The sequence below is a fragment of the Xanthomonas sp. NCPPB 1325 genome, assembly GCF_041477645.2.
Lineage (GTDB): Bacteria > Pseudomonadota > Gammaproteobacteria > Xanthomonadales > Xanthomonadaceae > Xanthomonas > Xanthomonas cannabis.
This window is the reverse complement of sequence record NZ_CM192985.1, coordinates 2,083,931-2,100,994: the sequence shown is the minus strand read 5'-3', so window position 1 is coordinate 2,100,994 and position 17,064 is coordinate 2,083,931. Positions and strand designations below refer to the sequence as shown.

16 protein-coding genes and 3 tRNA genes are annotated in these 17,064 nt (G+C 64.8%); 11 read left to right on the top strand and 8 right to left on the bottom strand.

Features of this window, described 5'->3' with window-relative positions:
• Positions 1-229: 229 nt before the first annotated feature.
• On the top strand, positions 230-553 hold the full coding sequence (fdxA, locus tag ACCQ10_RS08910; protein WP_372362820.1) for a ferredoxin FdxA: 324 nt from the start codon (positions 230-232) through the stop codon (positions 551-553).
• Between the two features lie 109 nt (positions 554-662).
• Here fdxA and ACCQ10_RS08905 read toward each other — a convergent pair whose 3' ends face one another.
• Together ACCQ10_RS08905 and dapA are read right to left on the bottom strand one after the other, a co-directional pair.
• Entirely contained in the window at positions 663-1,181 is a 519-nt protein-coding gene (locus ACCQ10_RS08905; protein WP_372362819.1) for a hypothetical protein, read from the bottom strand.
• 16 nt (positions 1,182-1,197) lie between these two features.
• Positions 1,198-2,106, bottom strand: a complete 909-nt coding sequence (gene dapA, locus ACCQ10_RS08900; protein WP_179455183.1) for a 4-hydroxy-tetrahydrodipicolinate synthase — start codon at positions 2,104-2,106, stop codon at positions 1,198-1,200.
• A gap of 92 nt (positions 2,107-2,198) precedes the next feature.
• On the opposite strand from dapA, the gene ACCQ10_RS08895 reads away from it, so the two are divergent.
• The 9 genes from ACCQ10_RS08895 (at position 2,199) to ACCQ10_RS08855 (ending at position 7,750) form a co-directional block, all read left to right on the top strand.
• Positions 2,199-2,825 carry a glycine cleavage system transcriptional repressor gene (locus ACCQ10_RS08895; protein WP_081419256.1) on the top strand — a complete coding sequence of 209 codons (627 nt, stop codon included), beginning with the start codon at positions 2,199-2,201 and terminating at the stop codon, positions 2,823-2,825.
• 12 nt (positions 2,826-2,837) lie between these two features.
• Positions 2,838-3,188 carry a ribonuclease E inhibitor RraB gene (locus ACCQ10_RS08890; RefSeq protein ID WP_039404257.1) on the top strand — a complete coding sequence of 117 codons (351 nt, stop codon included), beginning with the start codon at positions 2,838-2,840 and terminating at the stop codon, positions 3,186-3,188.
• Between the two features lie 37 nt (positions 3,189-3,225).
• Positions 3,226-3,708, top strand: coding sequence for a peroxiredoxin (locus ACCQ10_RS08885; RefSeq protein ID WP_372362818.1), 483 nt, complete (start codon positions 3,226-3,228; stop codon positions 3,706-3,708).
• Positions 3,709-3,790: 82 nt separating this feature from the next.
• A complete protein-coding gene (locus ACCQ10_RS08880; RefSeq protein WP_372362817.1) occupies positions 3,791-5,188 on the top strand; it encodes a PhoH family protein in 1,398 nt (465 codons plus the stop codon).
• Positions 5,188-5,673, top strand: a complete 486-nt coding sequence (locus tag ACCQ10_RS08875; RefSeq protein ID WP_372362816.1) for a hypothetical protein — start codon at positions 5,188-5,190, stop codon at positions 5,671-5,673. Before ACCQ10_RS08880 ends, ACCQ10_RS08875 begins: the two co-directional genes overlap by 1 nt.
• An 83-nt stretch (positions 5,674-5,756) precedes the next feature.
• Positions 5,757-6,566 carry a bifunctional hydroxymethylpyrimidine kinase/phosphomethylpyrimidine kinase gene (gene thiD / locus ACCQ10_RS08870; RefSeq protein ID WP_184387129.1) on the top strand — a complete coding sequence of 270 codons (810 nt, stop codon included), beginning with the start codon at positions 5,757-5,759 and terminating at the stop codon, positions 6,564-6,566.
• Positions 6,563-7,462, top strand: coding sequence for an alpha/beta hydrolase family protein (locus tag ACCQ10_RS08865; protein WP_372362815.1), 900 nt, complete (start codon positions 6,563-6,565; stop codon positions 7,460-7,462). Before thiD ends, ACCQ10_RS08865 begins: the two co-directional genes overlap by 4 nt.
• A gap of 40 nt (positions 7,463-7,502) precedes the next feature.
• Positions 7,503-7,579 (top strand) — tRNA-Arg (locus tag ACCQ10_RS08860).
• A 94-nt stretch (positions 7,580-7,673) separates the two neighbouring features.
• Positions 7,674-7,750 (top strand) — tRNA-Arg (locus tag ACCQ10_RS08855).
• 244 nt (positions 7,751-7,994) lie between these two features.
• Here the strand turns inward: ACCQ10_RS08855 and ACCQ10_RS08850 are convergent.
• Positions 7,995-8,987 carry a DedA family protein/thiosulfate sulfurtransferase GlpE gene (locus tag ACCQ10_RS08850; RefSeq protein WP_372362814.1) on the bottom strand — a complete coding sequence of 331 codons (993 nt, stop codon included), beginning with the start codon at positions 8,985-8,987 and terminating at the stop codon, positions 7,995-7,997.
• A gap of 44 nt (positions 8,988-9,031) precedes the next feature.
• Positions 9,032-9,976 carry a LysR substrate-binding domain-containing protein gene (locus ACCQ10_RS08845; protein WP_104580134.1) on the bottom strand — a complete coding sequence of 315 codons (945 nt, stop codon included), beginning with the start codon at positions 9,974-9,976 and terminating at the stop codon, positions 9,032-9,034.
• 136 nt (positions 9,977-10,112) lie between these two features.
• On the opposite strand from ACCQ10_RS08845, the gene ACCQ10_RS08840 reads away from it, so the two are divergent.
• On the top strand, positions 10,113-10,814 hold the full coding sequence (locus ACCQ10_RS08840; protein WP_372362813.1) for a pirin family protein: 702 nt from the start codon (positions 10,113-10,115) through the stop codon (positions 10,812-10,814).
• Between the two features lie 186 nt (positions 10,815-11,000).
• Here the strand turns inward: ACCQ10_RS08840 and ACCQ10_RS08835 are convergent, their stop codons facing one another.
• The 4 genes from ACCQ10_RS08835 to alaS form a co-directional block, all read right to left on the bottom strand.
• A complete protein-coding gene (locus ACCQ10_RS08835; RefSeq protein WP_372363086.1) occupies positions 11,001-12,944 on the bottom strand; it encodes a methyl-accepting chemotaxis protein in 1,944 nt (647 codons plus the stop codon).
• Between the two features lie 907 nt (positions 12,945-13,851).
• Positions 13,852-13,944, bottom strand: a tRNA-Ser gene (locus ACCQ10_RS08830).
• Positions 13,945-14,026: 82 nt separating this feature from the next.
• Positions 14,027-14,239: a carbon storage regulator CsrA gene (gene csrA, locus ACCQ10_RS08825; RefSeq protein WP_003481884.1), complete on the bottom strand. Its 213-nt coding sequence runs from the start codon at positions 14,237-14,239 to the stop codon at positions 14,027-14,029.
• A 139-nt stretch (positions 14,240-14,378) separates the two neighbouring features.
• A complete protein-coding gene (gene alaS, locus ACCQ10_RS08820; RefSeq protein WP_372362812.1) occupies positions 14,379-17,027 on the bottom strand; it encodes an alanine--tRNA ligase in 2,649 nt (882 codons plus the stop codon).
• Between the last annotated feature and the right edge of the window lie 37 nt (positions 17,028-17,064).

The following is a 17,064-nucleotide window of genomic DNA, read 5'->3' as shown; positions in this document are numbered from 1 at the left end:
AGGGGTTGGGGTGAGGGTACGGCGGCAGACAGCCAACTCGACGAACTCACCTAACACTGCTCAAAGCGAGCACCGCCGTCAGCCAACCTGACTAACCGACAGGCACTACTTGCGCAGGACGGTACGCGGCTGCCGCAGCAAAAATCGCAACGCCACCCCTAAAGATCATCCACTCCACACCCGTCCCCCGACTGCTTTAGAATTGACAGGCTAAACGCCGGATTCCGCCATGCCTTTTGTTGTCACCGAAAACTGCATCAAGTGCAAATACACCGACTGCGTCGAGGTCTGCCCGGTGGATTGCTTCCACGTCGGCCCGAACTTTCTGGTGATCGATCCGGACGAGTGCATCGACTGCACCCTGTGCGAGCCCGAGTGTCCGGCCAATGCGATCTACCCGGAAGACGACGTGCCAGCAGGTCAGGAAGCCTTCGTCGCGCTCAACGCCGAGCTGGCCAAGGCCTGGCCGGTGCTGACCGTGCGTCAGGAACCGCTGCTCGATGCGGCCGAATGGGATGGCAAGCCGAACAAGTTGCCGCTGCTGCAGCGCTGATCGCCGCGATCAGATGCGGCGCGGCGCCCACAGCGCAGCCGCAACCCAACCGCATAACGCAAAACGGGCGCCAGGGGCGCCCGTTTTGCTGTCCAGCCGTGTGCCCCGCTCAGCCGCCAAGCTTGCCCTTGAGCGAGCTGATCACCGCCACCGGCGCCGCTGCCGTGGCCGGCATGCCGCGCGGGTCTACTGCCGACACGTAGCTGCCCGCATCGACCTTGACCACGCGCACCAGGAAGCTGGAGCCTTCGTAGCTCACATCGTAGGAACCCAGCATCTGCGCCTTGCTGGCGATGGTCAGGCCCGGAATCTCGGCCAGCGCCGTGCCGACCTTGGCGAACACCTCATCGCGCTCGCCGGCCACGGTAAAACCGCTGTTGGCGCTCGCCGACGGCGGCGTGTTGGCGTTCTGTTGCGTGGTGGAGGCCAGGGTTGGCACCTTCATCGCACCGGAGGTGTCGGGCAGGTTCAGGTCCGGCGGCACTTCCAGCGGCCGGGCTTCCGGGGCCAGCGCATAGTCGCCGCGCGCGCCCTTGTGAAACCAGCTGCAACCGCTCGTGGCAGCGACGGTGGCGGTCGCCAGCAACGCGAGCGACAGCACGCGGACGGGGGAAACGGAATGACGCATCGATAGATCTCCTGGGTCAGGCCGCGAGCATTTCGCGGCTGGAAAGCGCTTCCAACGCAATGGCGTCGGCGGCAAGGCGGTCGGCGGCAGGCTGGTGCGCCGCGGAGAGTGGCAGCAGCGGCAAGCGCAGGCCGTGCCCGATCCCGGCGCGCTGCAGCAACGCCTTGACCGGGATGGGATTGGATTCGATCCCGCAGAAGCTGTGATATTCGCTCAGGCGCGCATCCCAGGCGGTGGCGGCCTCGCGCTGGCCATCGCGGGCCAGATCGCACAGGCGACGGTAGGCTGCCGGCAAGGCATTGGATGCCACCGACACCAGCCCCGCGGCGCCGGACAGCATCGCGTGCGCCGCGCTGCCGTCATCGCCGCTGAGCACCACGAAGCTATCGCTGCGCAGTGCCACCAGTGCGGCAATGCGCTCGGGCTCGCTACGGGCCTCCTTGATGCCGACGATGCTGGGGTGCCCGACCAGTTCGGCCACCGTCTCCGGCAGCAGGTCGCAGCCGGTGCGGCCAGGCACGTTGTACAGCACCACCGGCAAGCCGCCGTTGTCGGCCACCGCCAGGAAGTGTGCTTTCAGCCCGGCCTGGGTCGGACGCACGTACGGCGGCGTGACCACCAACGCGTATTGCGCGCCCAGCGCGGCGGCGCGACGTGTCTGCGCAATGGTCTTTGCCGTACCGGACAGCCCGGTGCCGGCGAGCACCGGTACCCGGCCGGCCACCTGCGCCACCGCGGCGCGCAGTAGCGTGTCGTATTCGTCGTCGCTCAGCGCGGCGGCTTCGCCGGTGGAGCCGGCAACCACGATTCCCTGCACGCCACCGTGCAGCTGCTGCTCCAGCAGCCGCCGCCAGGCATCCAGGTCGAGTGCGCCATCCGGGCCGAAAGGGGTCGCCAGCGCGGTGATGATGCCGGAAAGGGACAAGATTCTGCTGCTCTTACGTGACAGGGAAGGCCCGCGCGGGCGCGGGTTGAGACCACCCGCATGTTACTTGCGGCGCGAAACCACGGGCAAGTATGCTGGTCACCGCCAGGGCGCCTGCCCGGGCGGCCATTCAGCCTGATGCAATGCCGGAAGCCCCTTTGACCGACTCGACCCCCCGGCCTTTGCCGACCGAAAACCACCTCCTGATCAACGCCTACACGACGCATCCGGAGTCCCCCCTGTTGCCCGTCACCCGCCGCATCGCCGACAGCGGCTGCAATCTCGTGGACGCCCGTCTGGCCACGGTGGGGCGCGATGTCTCGGTTACCGCACTGGCCACCGGCTCCTGGGATTCGGTCGCCAAGCTCGAAGCGATGCTGACCCGGCTCGAACGCGAGGAAGGCCTCAAGCTGGTGTGGTACCGCACCGGTCCCAAGCAGACCCAGTCCAACCTGCTGCCCTACATCGTCGAAGTGATCGCCGCCGACAAGCCCGGCATCCTGTTTCAGCTGGCCGACTTCTTCGACCGCCAGGGCATCACCATCGAAAACCTGCAGAGCACGCGCTACCGCGCCATGCAGACCGGCGCGGAGATGTTCTCTGCGCAGGTGACGATCGGGGTGCCGGCCAACATGCACATCGCCGCATTGCGCGATGATTTCCTGGAATTCTGTGATCACCTCAATCTCGACGCGATCATGGACCCGATGAAGTTCTAAGGCAGACGTACCATGGCCATCGCCCAATCCGCGCTGAAACAGATGTTCGACCACATCCGCTCCGAGACCGACTGGAACCTCGATGGCCCGCTGCGCTGGGAATATTTTTTTGCCGATCCGGCGCAGGAACCGCTGCAGAAACTCGCCGAGCAATTGACCCAGGATGGCTACCGCGTCATCGATATCTTTCTCGGCGAACGCGACGAAGACGATGGCGACGACGAGGAGTCGTATTTCCTGCATGTGGACAAGAAAGAGCACCACACCATCGAGTCGCTGAATCAGCGCAATGCGCAGTTCGACGCACTCGCCAAACGTTTCCATGTGGCTGCTTATGATGGGATGGATGTCGGCCCGGCCTGACCGCGCCGCACGCCCCTCCCGCTGAGGCTGAGCAACGATGACCGACGCTGTGCTGGAATTACCCGCTGCAACCTTCGACCTGCCGCTGGCGCTGTCCGGCGGCACCCAGACCACCCTGCGCGACTACGCCGGCAAATGGCTGGTGCTGTACTTCTACCCGAAGGACAGCACGCCTGGCTGCACCACCGAAGGCCTGGACTTCAACGCGCTGCTGCCGCAGTTCAAAAAGGCCGGTGCGATGGTGCTGGGCGTTTCGCGCGATTCGGTGAAGTCGCACGACAACTTCTGCGCCAAGCAAGGCTTCACCTTCCCCTTGATCAGCGACAGCGATGAAGCGCTGTGTCGCGCCTTCGACGTGATCAAGGAAAAGAACATGTACGGCAAACAGGTGCTCGGCATCGAGCGCAGCACCTTCCTGCTGTCGCCCGAGGGGCATGTCGTGCAGGCCTGGCGCAAGGTCAAGGTCGCCGGCCATGCCGAGGCCGTGCTGGCTGCAGTGAAGGCGCACGCCAAACAGTGACCCCCCTCGCCTCCCGCGTCCTCCATCACCCTGCACCTGCAGGCGTGATGGCTCGCCCCTGCTCCATCACTTGGAAGACCCAATGACCCGAGGCAAGCGCATCTACGTGCTGGACACCAACGTGCTGATGCACGATCCCACCGCGCTGTTCAAGTTCGAAGAACACGATGTGTTCCTGCCGATGCAGGTGATCGAGGAGCTCGACAACGCCAAGAAGGGCACCTCCGAAGTCAGCCGCAATGCGCGCCAGGTCAGCCGGTTCCTGGACGAATTGCTGGAAAACACCAACGCCGAGCAGATCCAGGCCGGCATCCTGCTCAGCCACCCGCAGGGCATCCAGCTCAAGGGCCAGGCCGCGATCGGCCGGCTGTTTTTCCAGATCAAACCGATCGACCCGGGCCGCACCTTCGGCGCCATGCTGCCGGACAACAAGATCCTGGCCTCGGTGCTGGCGCTGCGCGAAGACCATCCGGACGTGCCGGTCATTCTGGTGTCCAAGGACATCAACCTGCGCATCAAGGCCTACATCAGCGGCCTGGTGGCGGAGGATTATCAGAACGACCGCGCGCTGGACGATTTCAGCCTGCTGTTCACCGGCGCCATCGAGCTGCCGGAAGACTTCTGGCAGAAGCACAACGAAGACCTGCGCAGCTGGAACGAACGCGGCCGCACGCACTACGAGATCGTGCTGGCCGAGGACGAAGACTGGTACCCCAACCAGTACCTGTACCTGCCTGGCGAAGACGAGGTGGAACTGCGTGTGGCCAAGGTGGGCGGCGGCAAGGCTACGCTGTGCCTGGTGGACGACTTCCGTAGCGGCCAGCATGCGGTGTGGGGCATCGTGGCGCGCAACCGCGAGCAGAATTTCGCGCTCAATGCCTTGATGGACCCGGAGATCGATTTCGTCACCCTGCTCGGCACCGCCGGCACCGGCAAGACCCTGCTCGCGCTCGCCGCCGGATTGGCGCAGACCATGGACCAGCAGCGTTACCGCGAGATCATCATGACCCGCGCCACCGTCAGCGTGGGCGAAGACATCGGCTTTTTGCCCGGTACCGAAGAAGAAAAGATGACGCCGTGGATGGGCGCGCTGACCGACAACCTGGAAGTGCTCACGCACAATCAGGAAGGCGGCGCATGGGGGCGCGCCGCCACCAACGACCTGCTGGCAAGCCGCATCAAGATCCGTTCGATGAACTTCATGCGCGGGCGCACCTTCCTGTCGCGGTATCTGATCCTGGACGAGGCGCAGAACCTCACGCCGAAGCAGATGAAGACGCTGATCACCCGTGCCGGCCCCGGTACCAAGATCGTGTGCCTGGGCAACGTCGAACAGATCGACACGCCCTACCTCACCGAAACGACCTCGGGTCTGACCTACGCGGTGGATCGCTTCAAGGCCTGGCCGCACAGCGCGCACATCACGCTACGGCGCGGCGAGCGCTCGCGCCTGGCCGACTTCGCCTCGGAGGTGTTGTGATGCGCGCGCTTCGCGGCGCGGCGGCGCTGGCCGTGCTCGCGCTGGCCGGCTGCGCCACCACGCAGGGACCATCCAGCGTGCCGACCAATCTCAAGAACGGGCAGTCGTGGATCATCACGCGCCAGGGCGTGGCCGAGCAGGTGCTGCAGACCTGCTCGCGCGACAGCCCGGCGCGTCATCCGGGCCAGATCACCGGCTACTGGGCACCGAACCATCAGCAGATCGAACAGCTCGAATCCCGGCAGGACGCGTTGACGCCCACCATCGCCGAGCCGCGCGAGTTCGACCGCCAGTACGTGGGTGTGGTGATCGGGGGCCAGCAGCTGATCTACATCAACGCCTTCAAGCTGCCGAACACGCCGCAGATGAAACCGGCCACCGAGGCGATCCAGGCCTGCGATGGCGGCAACATGTTCTGGGGTGCGTTGTACGACCCGCAGACCGGCGCGTTCTCGCAGATCGCGGTGAACGGGGCACCGCCGTGATCCTGCGGTAAGCGCTGGCAGGCGCAGGCAGCGTTCAGACACCGGTTCTGCACAGCTGCAATCGGACCGTGCAGAATCGGCGCATGACCACGCCCAGCACGCTGTCCGCATTGACCATCGCCGGCTCCGATTCCGGCGGTGGTGCCGGCATCCAGGCCGACCTCAAGACCTTCGCCGCGCATCGCGTGCACGGGTTATCGGCGATCACCGCCTTGACTGCGCAACATACCCGCGCCGTCACCGCCGTGCACATCCCGCCGCTGCCATTTCTGCAGGCGCAGGTGGATGCCTGCTTTGCCGATTTCCAGATCCAGGCCGTCAAGCTCGGCATGCTGGCCAATGCCGACGTCATCCATTGCGTGGCGGACCTGCTCGAACGGCATCGCCCACCATTCGTGGTGCTCGATCCGGTGATGGTGTCCACCAGCGGCGCACGCCTGCTTGAAGACGCCGCGCTGGACGCCTTGCGCACCCGTCTGCTGCCGCTGGCCACGCTGGTCACCCCCAACACGCCCGAAGCGGAGCTATTGACCGGCCGCCGCATCGACGACGCCGATGCCGCCGAACACGCCACCGCCGCGCTGCTCGATCTGGGCGCCAACGCGGTGCTGCTCAAGGGCGGCCATCTGCACGAAGGCGCACGTGTGTTCGATCGCTTCGATGACGGCGTTACCCAGGATGTCTTCATGCATCCACGTGTGCAGGTCGACGCGCATGGCACCGGCTGCAGTCTGTCGGCCGCGATCGCCGCACAACTGTGCCAGGGCCTGTCGCTCCTCAATGCCTGCGAAGCGGCCATCGACTACGTGGCACGCGCAATCCACCTCGGCCAACGCCCCGGGCACAGTGATGTGCTGGTGCTCGACCACTTCGGCGCTGCGCACGGCGCATGAGCGTACACAGCACCACCATGAGCGCGAGCGCCGCCGACGGGCACCGCTGGCAGGTGATGCGCTACGCGCCGGCACAGCCACTGGCCGCGCTGCTATGGCTGCCGGCCTTGGGCGTGGCGGCGCGGCATTATCAACCGTTCGCGCAGGTGCTCGCATCGGCCGGCATCGCGGTGTATCTGCACGAATGGCGTGGCAATGGCAGCAGCAGCCTGCGCCCGTCGCGCGAGTACGATTGGGGTTACCGCACGCTGCTGGCCGAGGATCTTCCGGCCAGCCACGCCTTGCTGGATCGGCACGACCCGCAACTTCCACGCATCCTGGGCGGCCATAGCCTGGGCGGCCAACTGGCCTGCTGCCACGCCGCGCTGCGGCTCACGCCGGCGACGCATGCCTCTCCGCTTGCACAGCTGTGGCTGGTGGCCAGCGGCTCGCCTTACTGGCGCCATTTCCCGCGCCCCATGCGCTATGGCCTGCCGTTGGCGTTTCGCGCCCTGCCGTGGCTGGCAAAGCTGCGAGGCGTGCTGCATGGGCGCAGGCTCGGCTTCGGCGGGACCGAAGCGCGCGGCCTGATCGCCGATTGGGCACAGGTGGGCCGCAGCAACCGCTATCGCGCCGCCGGCACGACCTGGGATCTGGAACATGCACTGGGTGCATTGACCACTTCGATCACTGCGCTGACCTTCGCACGCGACAACTTCGGCCCGCCGGCGGCGTTGCACGCACTGCTGGACAAGATGCCGCAGGCACATGCCCGGCTGCAGCACCTGCAGGATGCGCAGCTGGGCGTGCGCAGCGATCACTTCGCATGGATGAAGGCGCCCGCTGCAGTGGCTGCCGCGCTCGTTGGCAGCCTTGGTGTCGAGGTCAACGGCAATCGAAGTTCACAAAGGGATTGACGAGTACGTCGGGCATCCGCATAATTCCGCTCCTGACGAGGCGCCCGTAGCTCAGTTGGATAGAGTACCTGGCTACGAACCAGGCGGTCGGGAGTTCGAATCTCTCCGGGCGCACCATCTTCAGGAACCACAAAAGACAGCATTGAACCGCTGTCTTTTCAGTTGAACGTCCAGCTGTGTTGCAGCGGATGACAAGTCAAAAACAAGATATGCGCCCGTAGCTCAGTTGGATAGAGTACCTGGCTACGAACCAGGCGGTCGGGAGTTCGAATCTCTCCGGGCGCACCAATCTTGAAGAAAATGACCAGCTTGCTGGTCTTTTTTTTGCCTGTCGTTTGCTCCCTGCCCTGCACCTCCGGCATTGCAACCACGCAAGGCGAGCGGCGGCATGACGCTGGAAACCAGGACAAGATCGCCGTTGCGTTCAACACCCGGGACATGGATGGCCGCGCGCATCGCCGTGCAGGCAGAACGGTCGCACTGCCGAAGCAATCGGCTTTCACTGCGCACGTCGAACGCCTGCACACGACGATCAAGCCGTGGCGCGCACCGCTTCCGCGCCGCCCACCACCACGACCGGCAACAACGAGGTCACTGGATGTCCGGCGTCGCGCCATGCATCCAGTCCGCCGCGCAGCGGGCGCACATCGCGATAGCCACGCTCACGCATCCGCCCCGCCAACCAGGCCGCAGACACTTCGTCCGGGCATGCGCAATAAATCACCACACTGCGCTCGCGCGGCACGCTGGCCAGGATCTGCGCAAGCTGACGCTCGTCGGCAAATACCGCGCCAGGGATCGTGTAGGGCTGCAGGTCGCGATACCCCGGTGCCCGGATATCCAGCACGGTGGGCCGCAGGCTCTCATCGCCATCCAGCAACGGCACCAGCTCCTCCACCGCGATGCGCGCATGGTCCAGCGACCGCAGCAGGCTGTGGCGGCGCCACCAACGCCAGCCGACGTAGCCCGCCAACAGCGCTACGAGCACCGCCACGGCTCCGGAGCCCAGCTCCGACAGGAAGCCGAGCACATCCTGCACCTGATCGGCGAACACGGCCCCCAGGCCCAGCCCGACCAGGGCCCACAGCGAGGCACCGAATGCGTCGTAGCGCAGGAAGGCGCCGGGCCGTACCCGCATCGCGCCGGCCATGGGCACCGACACCATCGACAGGCCCGGCACGAACTTGGCCACCGCCAGCACCCGCACACCCCAGCGCGAGAAAAACCGCTCGGTCTGCTTCATGCAGGTATCGCGCGACAGCGACAACCGGCACAGCGACTGCAAGGTGCGGTTACCGAAACGACGGCCGGCCAAATACCAGGCCAGATCGCCCAGCAGGCTGGCCAGCACCGACACGCCCCACGCCGCCAGACCGGCCAGCCACGCATCGCTACCATCGCGCAGCGCGTAACCGGCCCCAACCAGCACCAGTGTCGGTAACGCCGGTACCGGCAGCCCGAGCGACAATGCCAGTACGTTGGCGAACACCAGCGCCAATCCGTACTGTTCGATCAAGCCTTGCATGCGGGGATCCTGCGCGACGGCGAGCGACCATTATCCGCCCTTGGTCATGCCACCGGCTGCCTGGCAGCAACGAAACGATACGTTTCGGCGAGCGCCTGCAACCAGTGCGCGAACAAGTGGTCCCGACGCAGGGCACGCCGCCACCACCCCAGCGCTTCGCCCTCCTCGCCCGGCCGCCACGCCAGGTAGAACGTCTCGTCGGCTTTGGGGGTTTCCACCGGCACCTCGACCAGCAGGCCGTCGTGCAGCGCGCCGCGTGCGTACGGCTCGGGCAGGAAGCCGTAGCCGGCACCGCCAAGCTGCAGCAACAGCTTGGTGTGCATGTCCGGCACGGTCAGCACATCGCGTCCGGACAATAGGCCGACGGTGCGCGGCAGCAGACGCCGCGCCGAGTCCGCCACGGCAATCGCCCGATGCTCGGCCAGCTCGGCCACGCCCAGTCGTTGCGCGCCCGCCAGAGGATGCGTGGCCGCCACCGCGAACACGAAGCGCAAGGTGCCGATCGGCTCGGCGACATAGCCGCCCCCGCTCGGCCCCTCGCCGGCCGCCACGATCAGGTCCACACGCCGGTCCAGCAAGGCCTCCCAACTGCCGGACAGCGACTCGCTGAGCACGCGCAGCCGGGTGCTGTCGGCCACCGTGTAGAAGTCCAGGATCTGCGGTTGCAACAACGCCGCCGGCAGGACCGCGTCCAGCCCGATCGCGAAATCCGACTCCCAACCGGAGGCTACCCGCCGCACCCGCACCTCCAGCTCCTGCGCGGCGCGCAACAGGTGCCGCCCTTCGCGCAATAGCTCGCGTCCGGCCTGCGTCGGCGTCGCCTTGGGGCCGACCCGCTCGAACAGCTGCACTCCCAGGTCCTCTTCCAGCTTGGACACCGTGTAGGAGATGGTCGAGGGCACCTTGAACAACACCTTGGCCGCTGCGGCAAAGGAACCACGGCGGTCGATCGCATCCAGGATCTGCAAGGCCTCGAGGCTGATTTTCATTGTTCGATTTTTTCGATGATAGCGACCAAATCTACTCGCTTTTTCTCCCGCGCGTACAGGCAGAGACTACGCATCAAGCCGCTGGGACAGCGATTCAGCCCCCAGCGCCAATTCGAATCTTTCAAGGAGCAGCATCATGTTGAATGTCCGCAAGAGCGAAACCCGTGGCCGCGCCGAACACGGCTGGCTGTCCTCGCGCCATACCTTCTCCTTTGCCAGCTACCACGATCCGCGCCATATGGGCATCGGCCCGCTGCGGGTGATCAACGAAGACAAGGTGGTCCCGGGCGAAGGCTTCGGCACCCACGCCCACCGCGACATGGAAATCATTTCCTACGTCCTGGGCGGTGCGCTGGAGCACAAGGACAGCATGGGCACCGGTTCGGTGCTGCACTACGGCGACGTGCAGCGCATGAGCGCGGGCAGCGGCGTGACCCATAGCGAGTTCAATCACTCGTCCAGCGAGCCAGTGCACTTCCTGCAGATCTGGGTGATGCCCGAGCGCAACGGCATCGAACCGAGCTACGAAGAAAAGCACTTCGATGCCGACAGCAAGCGCAACCAGCTGCGCCTGATTGCCTCGCCCGGCGGCGAAGACGGTTCGCTCCGCTTGCACCAGGATGCACGCCTGTATGCCTCGATCCTGGACGGCGACGCACGCCTGCAACAACCGCTGGCCGAAGGGCGCATCGGCTACGTGCAAGTGGCGCGCGGCAACCTGAGCATCAATGGGCAGGCGTTGTCGGCCGGCGATGCCGTGCAGATCATCGGTGAGCCGGAGATCGTGCTGGCCGATGCCCGCGATGCAGAAGTGCTGGTCTTCGATCTACCCAAGTAAGTGCCGATACGCCACTGCGGCACGCGCAGGCTTGCGCGGCCTGCAGCGGACGGGGGCACACGTCAAAACACAAAGCCCGCTTCTGCGGGCTTTGTGTCGTATGCGGGTGTGCTCGTCCTGTCATCCACGTCTGACGCCCCTGGCAGACATCATGCCGCGCTGATGCCTCCATGTACCGCCTTGTGCCTAGGCCGCCTGCGGCTTCATGTCCGCAGCGGCCGGTGCGCCGGCTGCTGCAGCGCCGGGATCGTCACCATTGACCAGCGCGAACAATGCGTCGGCATCGGCTTCCAGCACGCGCGCCGATCGCGCCAGATCATCGACCATCTGTGCCTGGTCGCGCGCCTGCACGCCGATCGATTGCAGCGCCGTGTTGGCGGTCGAAATGTCCTGCGCCTGCTCCTGGCTGGCCGCCGCGATCTGCTCCACGGTCGCGGTGACGCGCAGCACCGAGGTCACCACATCCTGCATCACGACACCAGCCTGTTCGGCCAGGCGCGAGCCATCGCCGACCTGGTCGGTCGCGTTGTCGATCAGCGAGCGGATTTCCCTGGCCGAAATGCTGCAGCGCTGCGCCAGACTGCGCACTTCGGTCGCCACCACGGCAAAGCCACGGCCCTGCTCGCCCGCCCGCGCCGCTTCCACAGCGGCATTGAGCGCCAGGATATTGGTCTGGAAGGCGATGCCGTCGATGACCTCGATGATCTGGCCGATCCGGTCGGTGGCCGAACGGATCCCGGCCGTGGTCTTGACCACGTCGGCAATCACGTCCGCACCGCGCCGCGCCACGGCAGCCGACTCCTCGGCCATGCGTCGCGCCGAGCCGGCATTGTCGGAATTGGCGCGCACCGTCGCGGCCAGCTGATCGATCGTGCCGGACGTCTGCGCCACCGCGCTGGACTGCGTGGACACGCGGTTGACCAGGTCCTGGTTGCTGGCGGAAATATGATGCGACTCGCGCTGCACGTTCTGCGCGATGCTCATGGTCTGCCGCATGAGGTCACGCATGCGTTCGGCCGAGCGCACCTGGTCGGTCACGTCGGTGGCGTACTTGACCACCTTGTACGGGCGTCCGGACACATCCAGGATCGGGTTGTAGGACGCCTGGATCCACACCGCACTGCCGTCCTTGTGCAGGCGGCGATACCGGCCCACATCGAACTGGCCGCGCGCCAGCTTCGCCCAGAAGTGGCGGTACTCGTCGGATGCGCGGTAGGCGGCATCGACAAAGACGCCATGGTGCTTGCCGATCGCCTCTTCCGCCGCATACCCGAGAATCGCCAGAAAGTTGTCGTTGGCAGCCAGTACGCGGCCGTCGAGATCAAACTCGATGACCCCCATCACCTTGTCGATGGCGCGCATGCGGCCATCCGCATCGGCAGAATCGATCACCTGGCGCGTCACATCGGTGGCGTACTTGACGACCTTGTATGGGCGACCCAATGCATCGAGGACCGGGTTGTAGGACGCCTGGATCCATACATCGGCACCGTCCTTGCCGATGCGCTTGTAGCGACCGGCGTCGAATTCCCCGCGACCAAGCGCGCCCCAGAACGCACGATAGGCAGCCGACTGACGCGTTTGCGCATCCACGAACATGCCGTGGTGTTTGCCACGGATCTCATCGAGCCGATAGCCCATCACCTGCAGGAAGTTCTGGTTGGCATCGAGTACCGTGCCATCCAGCGAAAATTCGATGACTGCCATGACCTTGTCGATCGCGTCGATCCGCCCTTCGAAATCGGCGGTCTGCCGCACCTGCTCGGTGATGTCCGTGGCGTACTTCACCACGCGGTAGGCCTTGCCCGCTCGGTCCAGCAACGGATTGTAGGAGGCATTGATCCAGACCTCGCGGCCGTGCTTGTCCAGACGGCAGAAACGCCCTGCGTTGAAATCGCCGCGCCGCAGCGCCGCCCAGAACTGGCGATAGCTCTCGCTGTCGCGATCGCTCTTGGTCACGAACATGCGGTGATGCTGGCCGACGACCTCTTCGCGCCGGTACCCCATCAACGACAGGAAGTTCTGGTTGACTTCGAGAATGCGGCCATCCAGATCGAATTCGATCACCGCCATCACCCGGTCCACCGCGTTGGCCTTGTGCTGCAGCCCACGGCTCCAGGAAGAGAACAGGCGTCCAAGCAACGATAGGCGCATCACATCGACATCCGAGATATGGGTCACCCCCTTAACGACCTGCGCACCGGTTACTTGACCGCAATTGCAACCGGCGTCTCGCGCGGTTCAGATGCAGCCACGTTGGAGGCCGACCCCAGCCAGACAGGTTCACCGTGGGGACATCCAGACGGCCGTCTTGGCTGCCAGCGTCACTGCCTCAATCGACAAGTAAACGCGCTTCAACAACTGGCATGTACGGGCGATGCCATGAGCTCCGGATCCAGATGCAACCGAGCCCACGAGCTGGATCTCGGATGCACTGCATGTGCGCAGGGGCAGCTCGCCGCGTCAGATCAGCCATTGCCTGAGTTGCACGCATCCCAGCGATGAGCACTGCGCGCACACGGAGTCTGGTTTGCCGCAATCAGCCGCAGTTACAGCACGTGACGGTCGATACCCGGCACCTGGGATCACTGGTTAGCCATCACTTCCAGGCGCAGGCCGCCTGCACGCCCGGCGACGTGACTGCGCTTTTCGCAGCACAGCTGCGCATTGCGTGCTCACTCATCGGGTTGGACGCACAAGAACGATACGTGAGTGCAATGCACGTCGTCGCCGTGCGCGATCGGCGTTCGGCATGGCAGTAGTGAGAAAAGTGGCACCCCGGATGACCAGATCATGCATTCGCTGCGATGGCTGCCACCCAGTCCGCGTTGCAGGCGCAAAGCAACCGGAATCGATCAGGAATCCCCAATTGGATGGAACGCAGAATGGAGTCGATGTGCCTTCATCCGCGATCTGCCATTGGCCGCTTTACCACGTGCCGCTTCGCAGACAGTCGCACGCCGGAACGCGCCTTACCCAAACCAAGAACAAAAACAAAAACGCCTGCAAATCAATGATTTGCAGGCGTTCGGAACACTGGCGGAGCGAGAGGGATTCGAACCCTCGATAGAGCTTTTGACCCTATACTCCCTTAGCAGGGGAGCCCCTTCAGCCGCTCGGGCATCGCTCCAGTTTTGCGTCCTGCCGCGATGTCCGTGGCAGGCCGCGAAGAATACCGGGTAACAGGGGCTAACGTAAACCCTTTATGACGATCAATTCGAAGAATCGTCGCCGTGATGCGCGCCAGAGGCGACCGGCTCGTCCCCACGTTGGATGCGCTGATAGATCTCTTCGCGATGCACAGCCACATCTTTCGGTGCGGTGATACCGATACGCACCTGATTACCCTTGACGCCGAGCACGGTAACAGTGACCGAGTCGCCGATCATCAAGGTTTCGCCTACCCGGCGAGTGAGGATCAACATTTTGCAAATCTCCTGGAACCGGTGGGTTTCCCACCAGCATCGACGGCCTCCTGAGTGAGACGCGCCCTAGGTAAAGGGAATAGACCAGAAATGGTAGCGGGACATCCTGCCAGCCATCAAGGCATAGCAGGACAAGTGTTCAGCCCAAGTGTTGCTTGACCCAGGAGGGCACACCGTCGAGTGCGGTCGCAAGGGCGGGCCCGTCCTCGCCACCACCCTGGGCGAGATCCGGACGGCCACCGCCCTTGCCACCGATCTGACTGGCGATATGGCCGAGGAGTTCCCCCGCCCTCACCTTGCCAGTTGGGCTGCCATTCACGCCGGCAACGAGCGCAACCTTGCCGGCCGATGCACCGGCCAACACGATCACCGAATCGCCCAGCTGCTGCTTCAAACGGTCCATCGCATCGCGCAGTGCCTTTGCGTCGAAACCTTCCAGGCGCACGGCAACCACCTTGACCCCGGCGACGTCGATCGCACCGGCACCGAGGTCGGCCGTCACGCCGGAGGCCAGCTTGGCCTTGAGCGATTCCAGCTCGCGCTCAAGGCGCTTCTGACGCTCGGTCAGCGCGCGCACCTTGTCGACCACCTCGGTGGTGTTGCCGCCGAGCAGACTGGCCGCGTCGGACAAACGGCGCTCTTCGTCGGCCACGTAGTCCAGGGCGCCCTGCCCGGTCACCGCCTCGATGCGGCGCACGCCAGAGGACACGCCGCCCTCGGAGGTGATCTTGAACAGACCGATGTCACCGGTGCGGGTGACATGGGTGCCGCCACACAATTCGGTGGAATAGCCGCCCATCTTCAGGACGCGCACGTTTTCGCCGTACTTCTCGCCGAACAAGGCCATCGCGCCGAAATCCAGAGCCTCCTGCATGGCCATGTTGTGCACTTCGACGCTGTGGTTGGTACGCACTTCGGCGTTGACCTTGCGCTCGATTACCGCCAGTTCTTCCGCGGTAATGGGCTGGAAGTGCGAGAAGTCGAAACGCAGGCGATCGGGCGCCACCAGCGAACCCTTCTGCTGTACATGCGTGCCCAGTACTTCGCGCAGCGCGGCGTGCAGCAGGTGCGTCGCCGAATGGTTGAGGATGGTCTTGCCGCGGCGCTGCACGTCGATGCCTCCGGCCAGCACATCGCCCAGCGCGAGCGTGCCTTCGGTAATGCGTCCCACATGGCCGTGGAACTGGCCGGCAAATTTCTGGGTGTCTGCAACCTCGATCGATACACCGGTATTGCTCAACTGCCCGCTATCGCCGACCTGTCCACCGGATTCTGCATAGAACGGGGTACGGTCGGTGAACACGATGACCTCATCACCAGCCTCGGCACGCTCGACCGGACGGCCCTGCTTGAGCAGCGCGACAACCTTGAGCGCGTCGGCGTCATGCGCCTCATAACCCAGGAACACGGTCGGCGACATGGTGGCAACCAGATCGGCGGGTAGCGCGACGCCGCCGCCGAACTTGCCTGCCGCGCGCGCGGTTTCGCGCTGCCGCTCCATCGCAAACTCGAAACCCTCCATATCGACCCGCATGCCGCGCTCACGTGCGATGTCGGCGGTCAGGTCGACCGGGAACCCGTAGGTGTCGTACAGACGGAAGGCATCGGCGCCGGGAATGACCTCCTGCGAGCGTGCCGCCACGTCGTCGAAGATCTTCATGCCGGCGTCCAGCGTCTCGGCAAAACGTTCCTCTTCCGCCAAGAGGGCGCGTGCCACGGTGTCCTGCGCGGCGGCCAACTCAGGGTAGGCCTCGCCCATCAGCTCGACCAGCGTCGGCACCATCTTGCTGAAGAACGGCTGGCGAACACCCAGCATCCAGCCATGGCGCAGCGCACGCCGGATGATCCGCCGCAGCACATAGCCGCGACCTTCGTTGGAAGGCAGTACGCCATCGACGATCAGGAACGAACAGGCGCGGATGTGATCGGCGATCACACGCAACGACTTGTTTTCAAGATCGGTGATGCCGGTCAGCGCACTGGCCGTGCCGATCAAGGCCTGGAACAGATCGATCTCGTAATTGGTATGGACGTGCTGCAGGATCGCGGCCAGACGCTCCAGCCCCATGCCCGTGTCCACGCACGGTGCCGGCAGCGGCACCAGGGTGCCGTCGGGCTGGCGGTCGAACTGCATGAAGACCAGGTTCCAGATTTCGATGAAGCGGTCGCCATCTTCGTCGGGCGAGCCGGGCGGGCCGCCGGCGATGTGATCGCCGTGGTCGAAGAAGATCTCGGTACACGGACCGCACGGACCGGTGTCGGCCATCTGCCAGAAGTTATCCGACGCATACGGCGCGCCCTTGTTGTCGCCGATGCGCACGATGCGGCTTTCCGGAATGCCGATCATGTCGCGCCATAGGGCGAATGCCTCTTCGTCGGTGTGATACACCGTGACCAGCAGGCGGTCCGCCGGCAACTTCCAGACCTGGGTCAACAGCTCCCATGCCCAGGCGATGGCGTCCTTCTTGAAGTAGTCGCCGAACGACCAGTTGCCCAGCATTTCGAAGAAGGTGTGGTGGCGCGCGGTATAGCCCACCGAGTCCAGGTCGTTGTGCTTGCCGCCGGCGCGCAGGCAGCGCTGGACGTCCGCGGCGCGCACGTAACTGCGCTTTTCCGCGCCAAGGAAGACGTCCTTGAACTGGACCATGCCGGAATTGGTGAACAGCAAGGTCGGGTCGTTACCCGGCACCAGCGGCGCGGATGGCACGATGGTGTGGCCCTTCCCCTCGAAAAACGCGAGGAAGTCACTACGGATCTGGGAAGTGCTGAATTTGGCAGGTGCGTTCATGAGCTGGCATTGGGCGGGCGGCAGTCCCGGTCACCCA

Coding starts and splice junctions, on each gene's coding strand:
- ACCQ10_RS08880 (WP_372362817.1), top strand. CDS start 3,791: ATGACCCGAGGCAAGCGCATCTACGTGCTGGACACCAACGTGCTGATG.
- ACCQ10_RS08840 (WP_372362813.1), top strand. CDS start 10,113: ATGTTGAATGTCCGCAAGAGCGAAACCCGTGGCCGCGCCGAACACGGC.
- thiD (WP_184387129.1), top strand. CDS start 5,757: ATGACCACGCCCAGCACGCTGTCCGCATTGACCATCGCCGGCTCCGAT.
- ACCQ10_RS08905 (WP_372362819.1), bottom strand. CDS start 1,181: ATGCGTCATTCCGTTTCCCCCGTCCGCGTGCTGTCGCTCGCGTTGCTG.
- alaS (WP_372362812.1), bottom strand. CDS start 17,027: ATGAACGCACCTGCCAAATTCAGCACTTCCCAGATCCGTAGTGACTTC.
- ACCQ10_RS08850 (WP_372362814.1), bottom strand. CDS start 8,987: ATGCAAGGCTTGATCGAACAGTACGGATTGGCGCTGGTGTTCGCCAAC.
- ACCQ10_RS08845 (WP_104580134.1), bottom strand. CDS start 9,976: ATGAAAATCAGCCTCGAGGCCTTGCAGATCCTGGATGCGATCGACCGC.
- ACCQ10_RS08885 (WP_372362818.1), top strand. CDS start 3,226: ATGACCGACGCTGTGCTGGAATTACCCGCTGCAACCTTCGACCTGCCG.
- ACCQ10_RS08865 (WP_372362815.1), top strand. CDS start 6,563: ATGAGCGTACACAGCACCACCATGAGCGCGAGCGCCGCCGACGGGCAC.
- ACCQ10_RS08895 (WP_081419256.1), top strand. CDS start 2,199: ATGCTGGTCACCGCCAGGGCGCCTGCCCGGGCGGCCATTCAGCCTGAT.
- ACCQ10_RS08890 (WP_039404257.1), top strand. CDS start 2,838: ATGGCCATCGCCCAATCCGCGCTGAAACAGATGTTCGACCACATCCGC.
- fdxA (WP_372362820.1), top strand. CDS start 230: ATGCCTTTTGTTGTCACCGAAAACTGCATCAAGTGCAAATACACCGAC.
- csrA (WP_003481884.1), bottom strand. CDS start 14,239: ATGTTGATCCTCACTCGCCGGGTAGGCGAAACCTTGATGATCGGCGAC.
- ACCQ10_RS08875 (WP_372362816.1), top strand. CDS start 5,188: ATGCGCGCGCTTCGCGGCGCGGCGGCGCTGGCCGTGCTCGCGCTGGCC.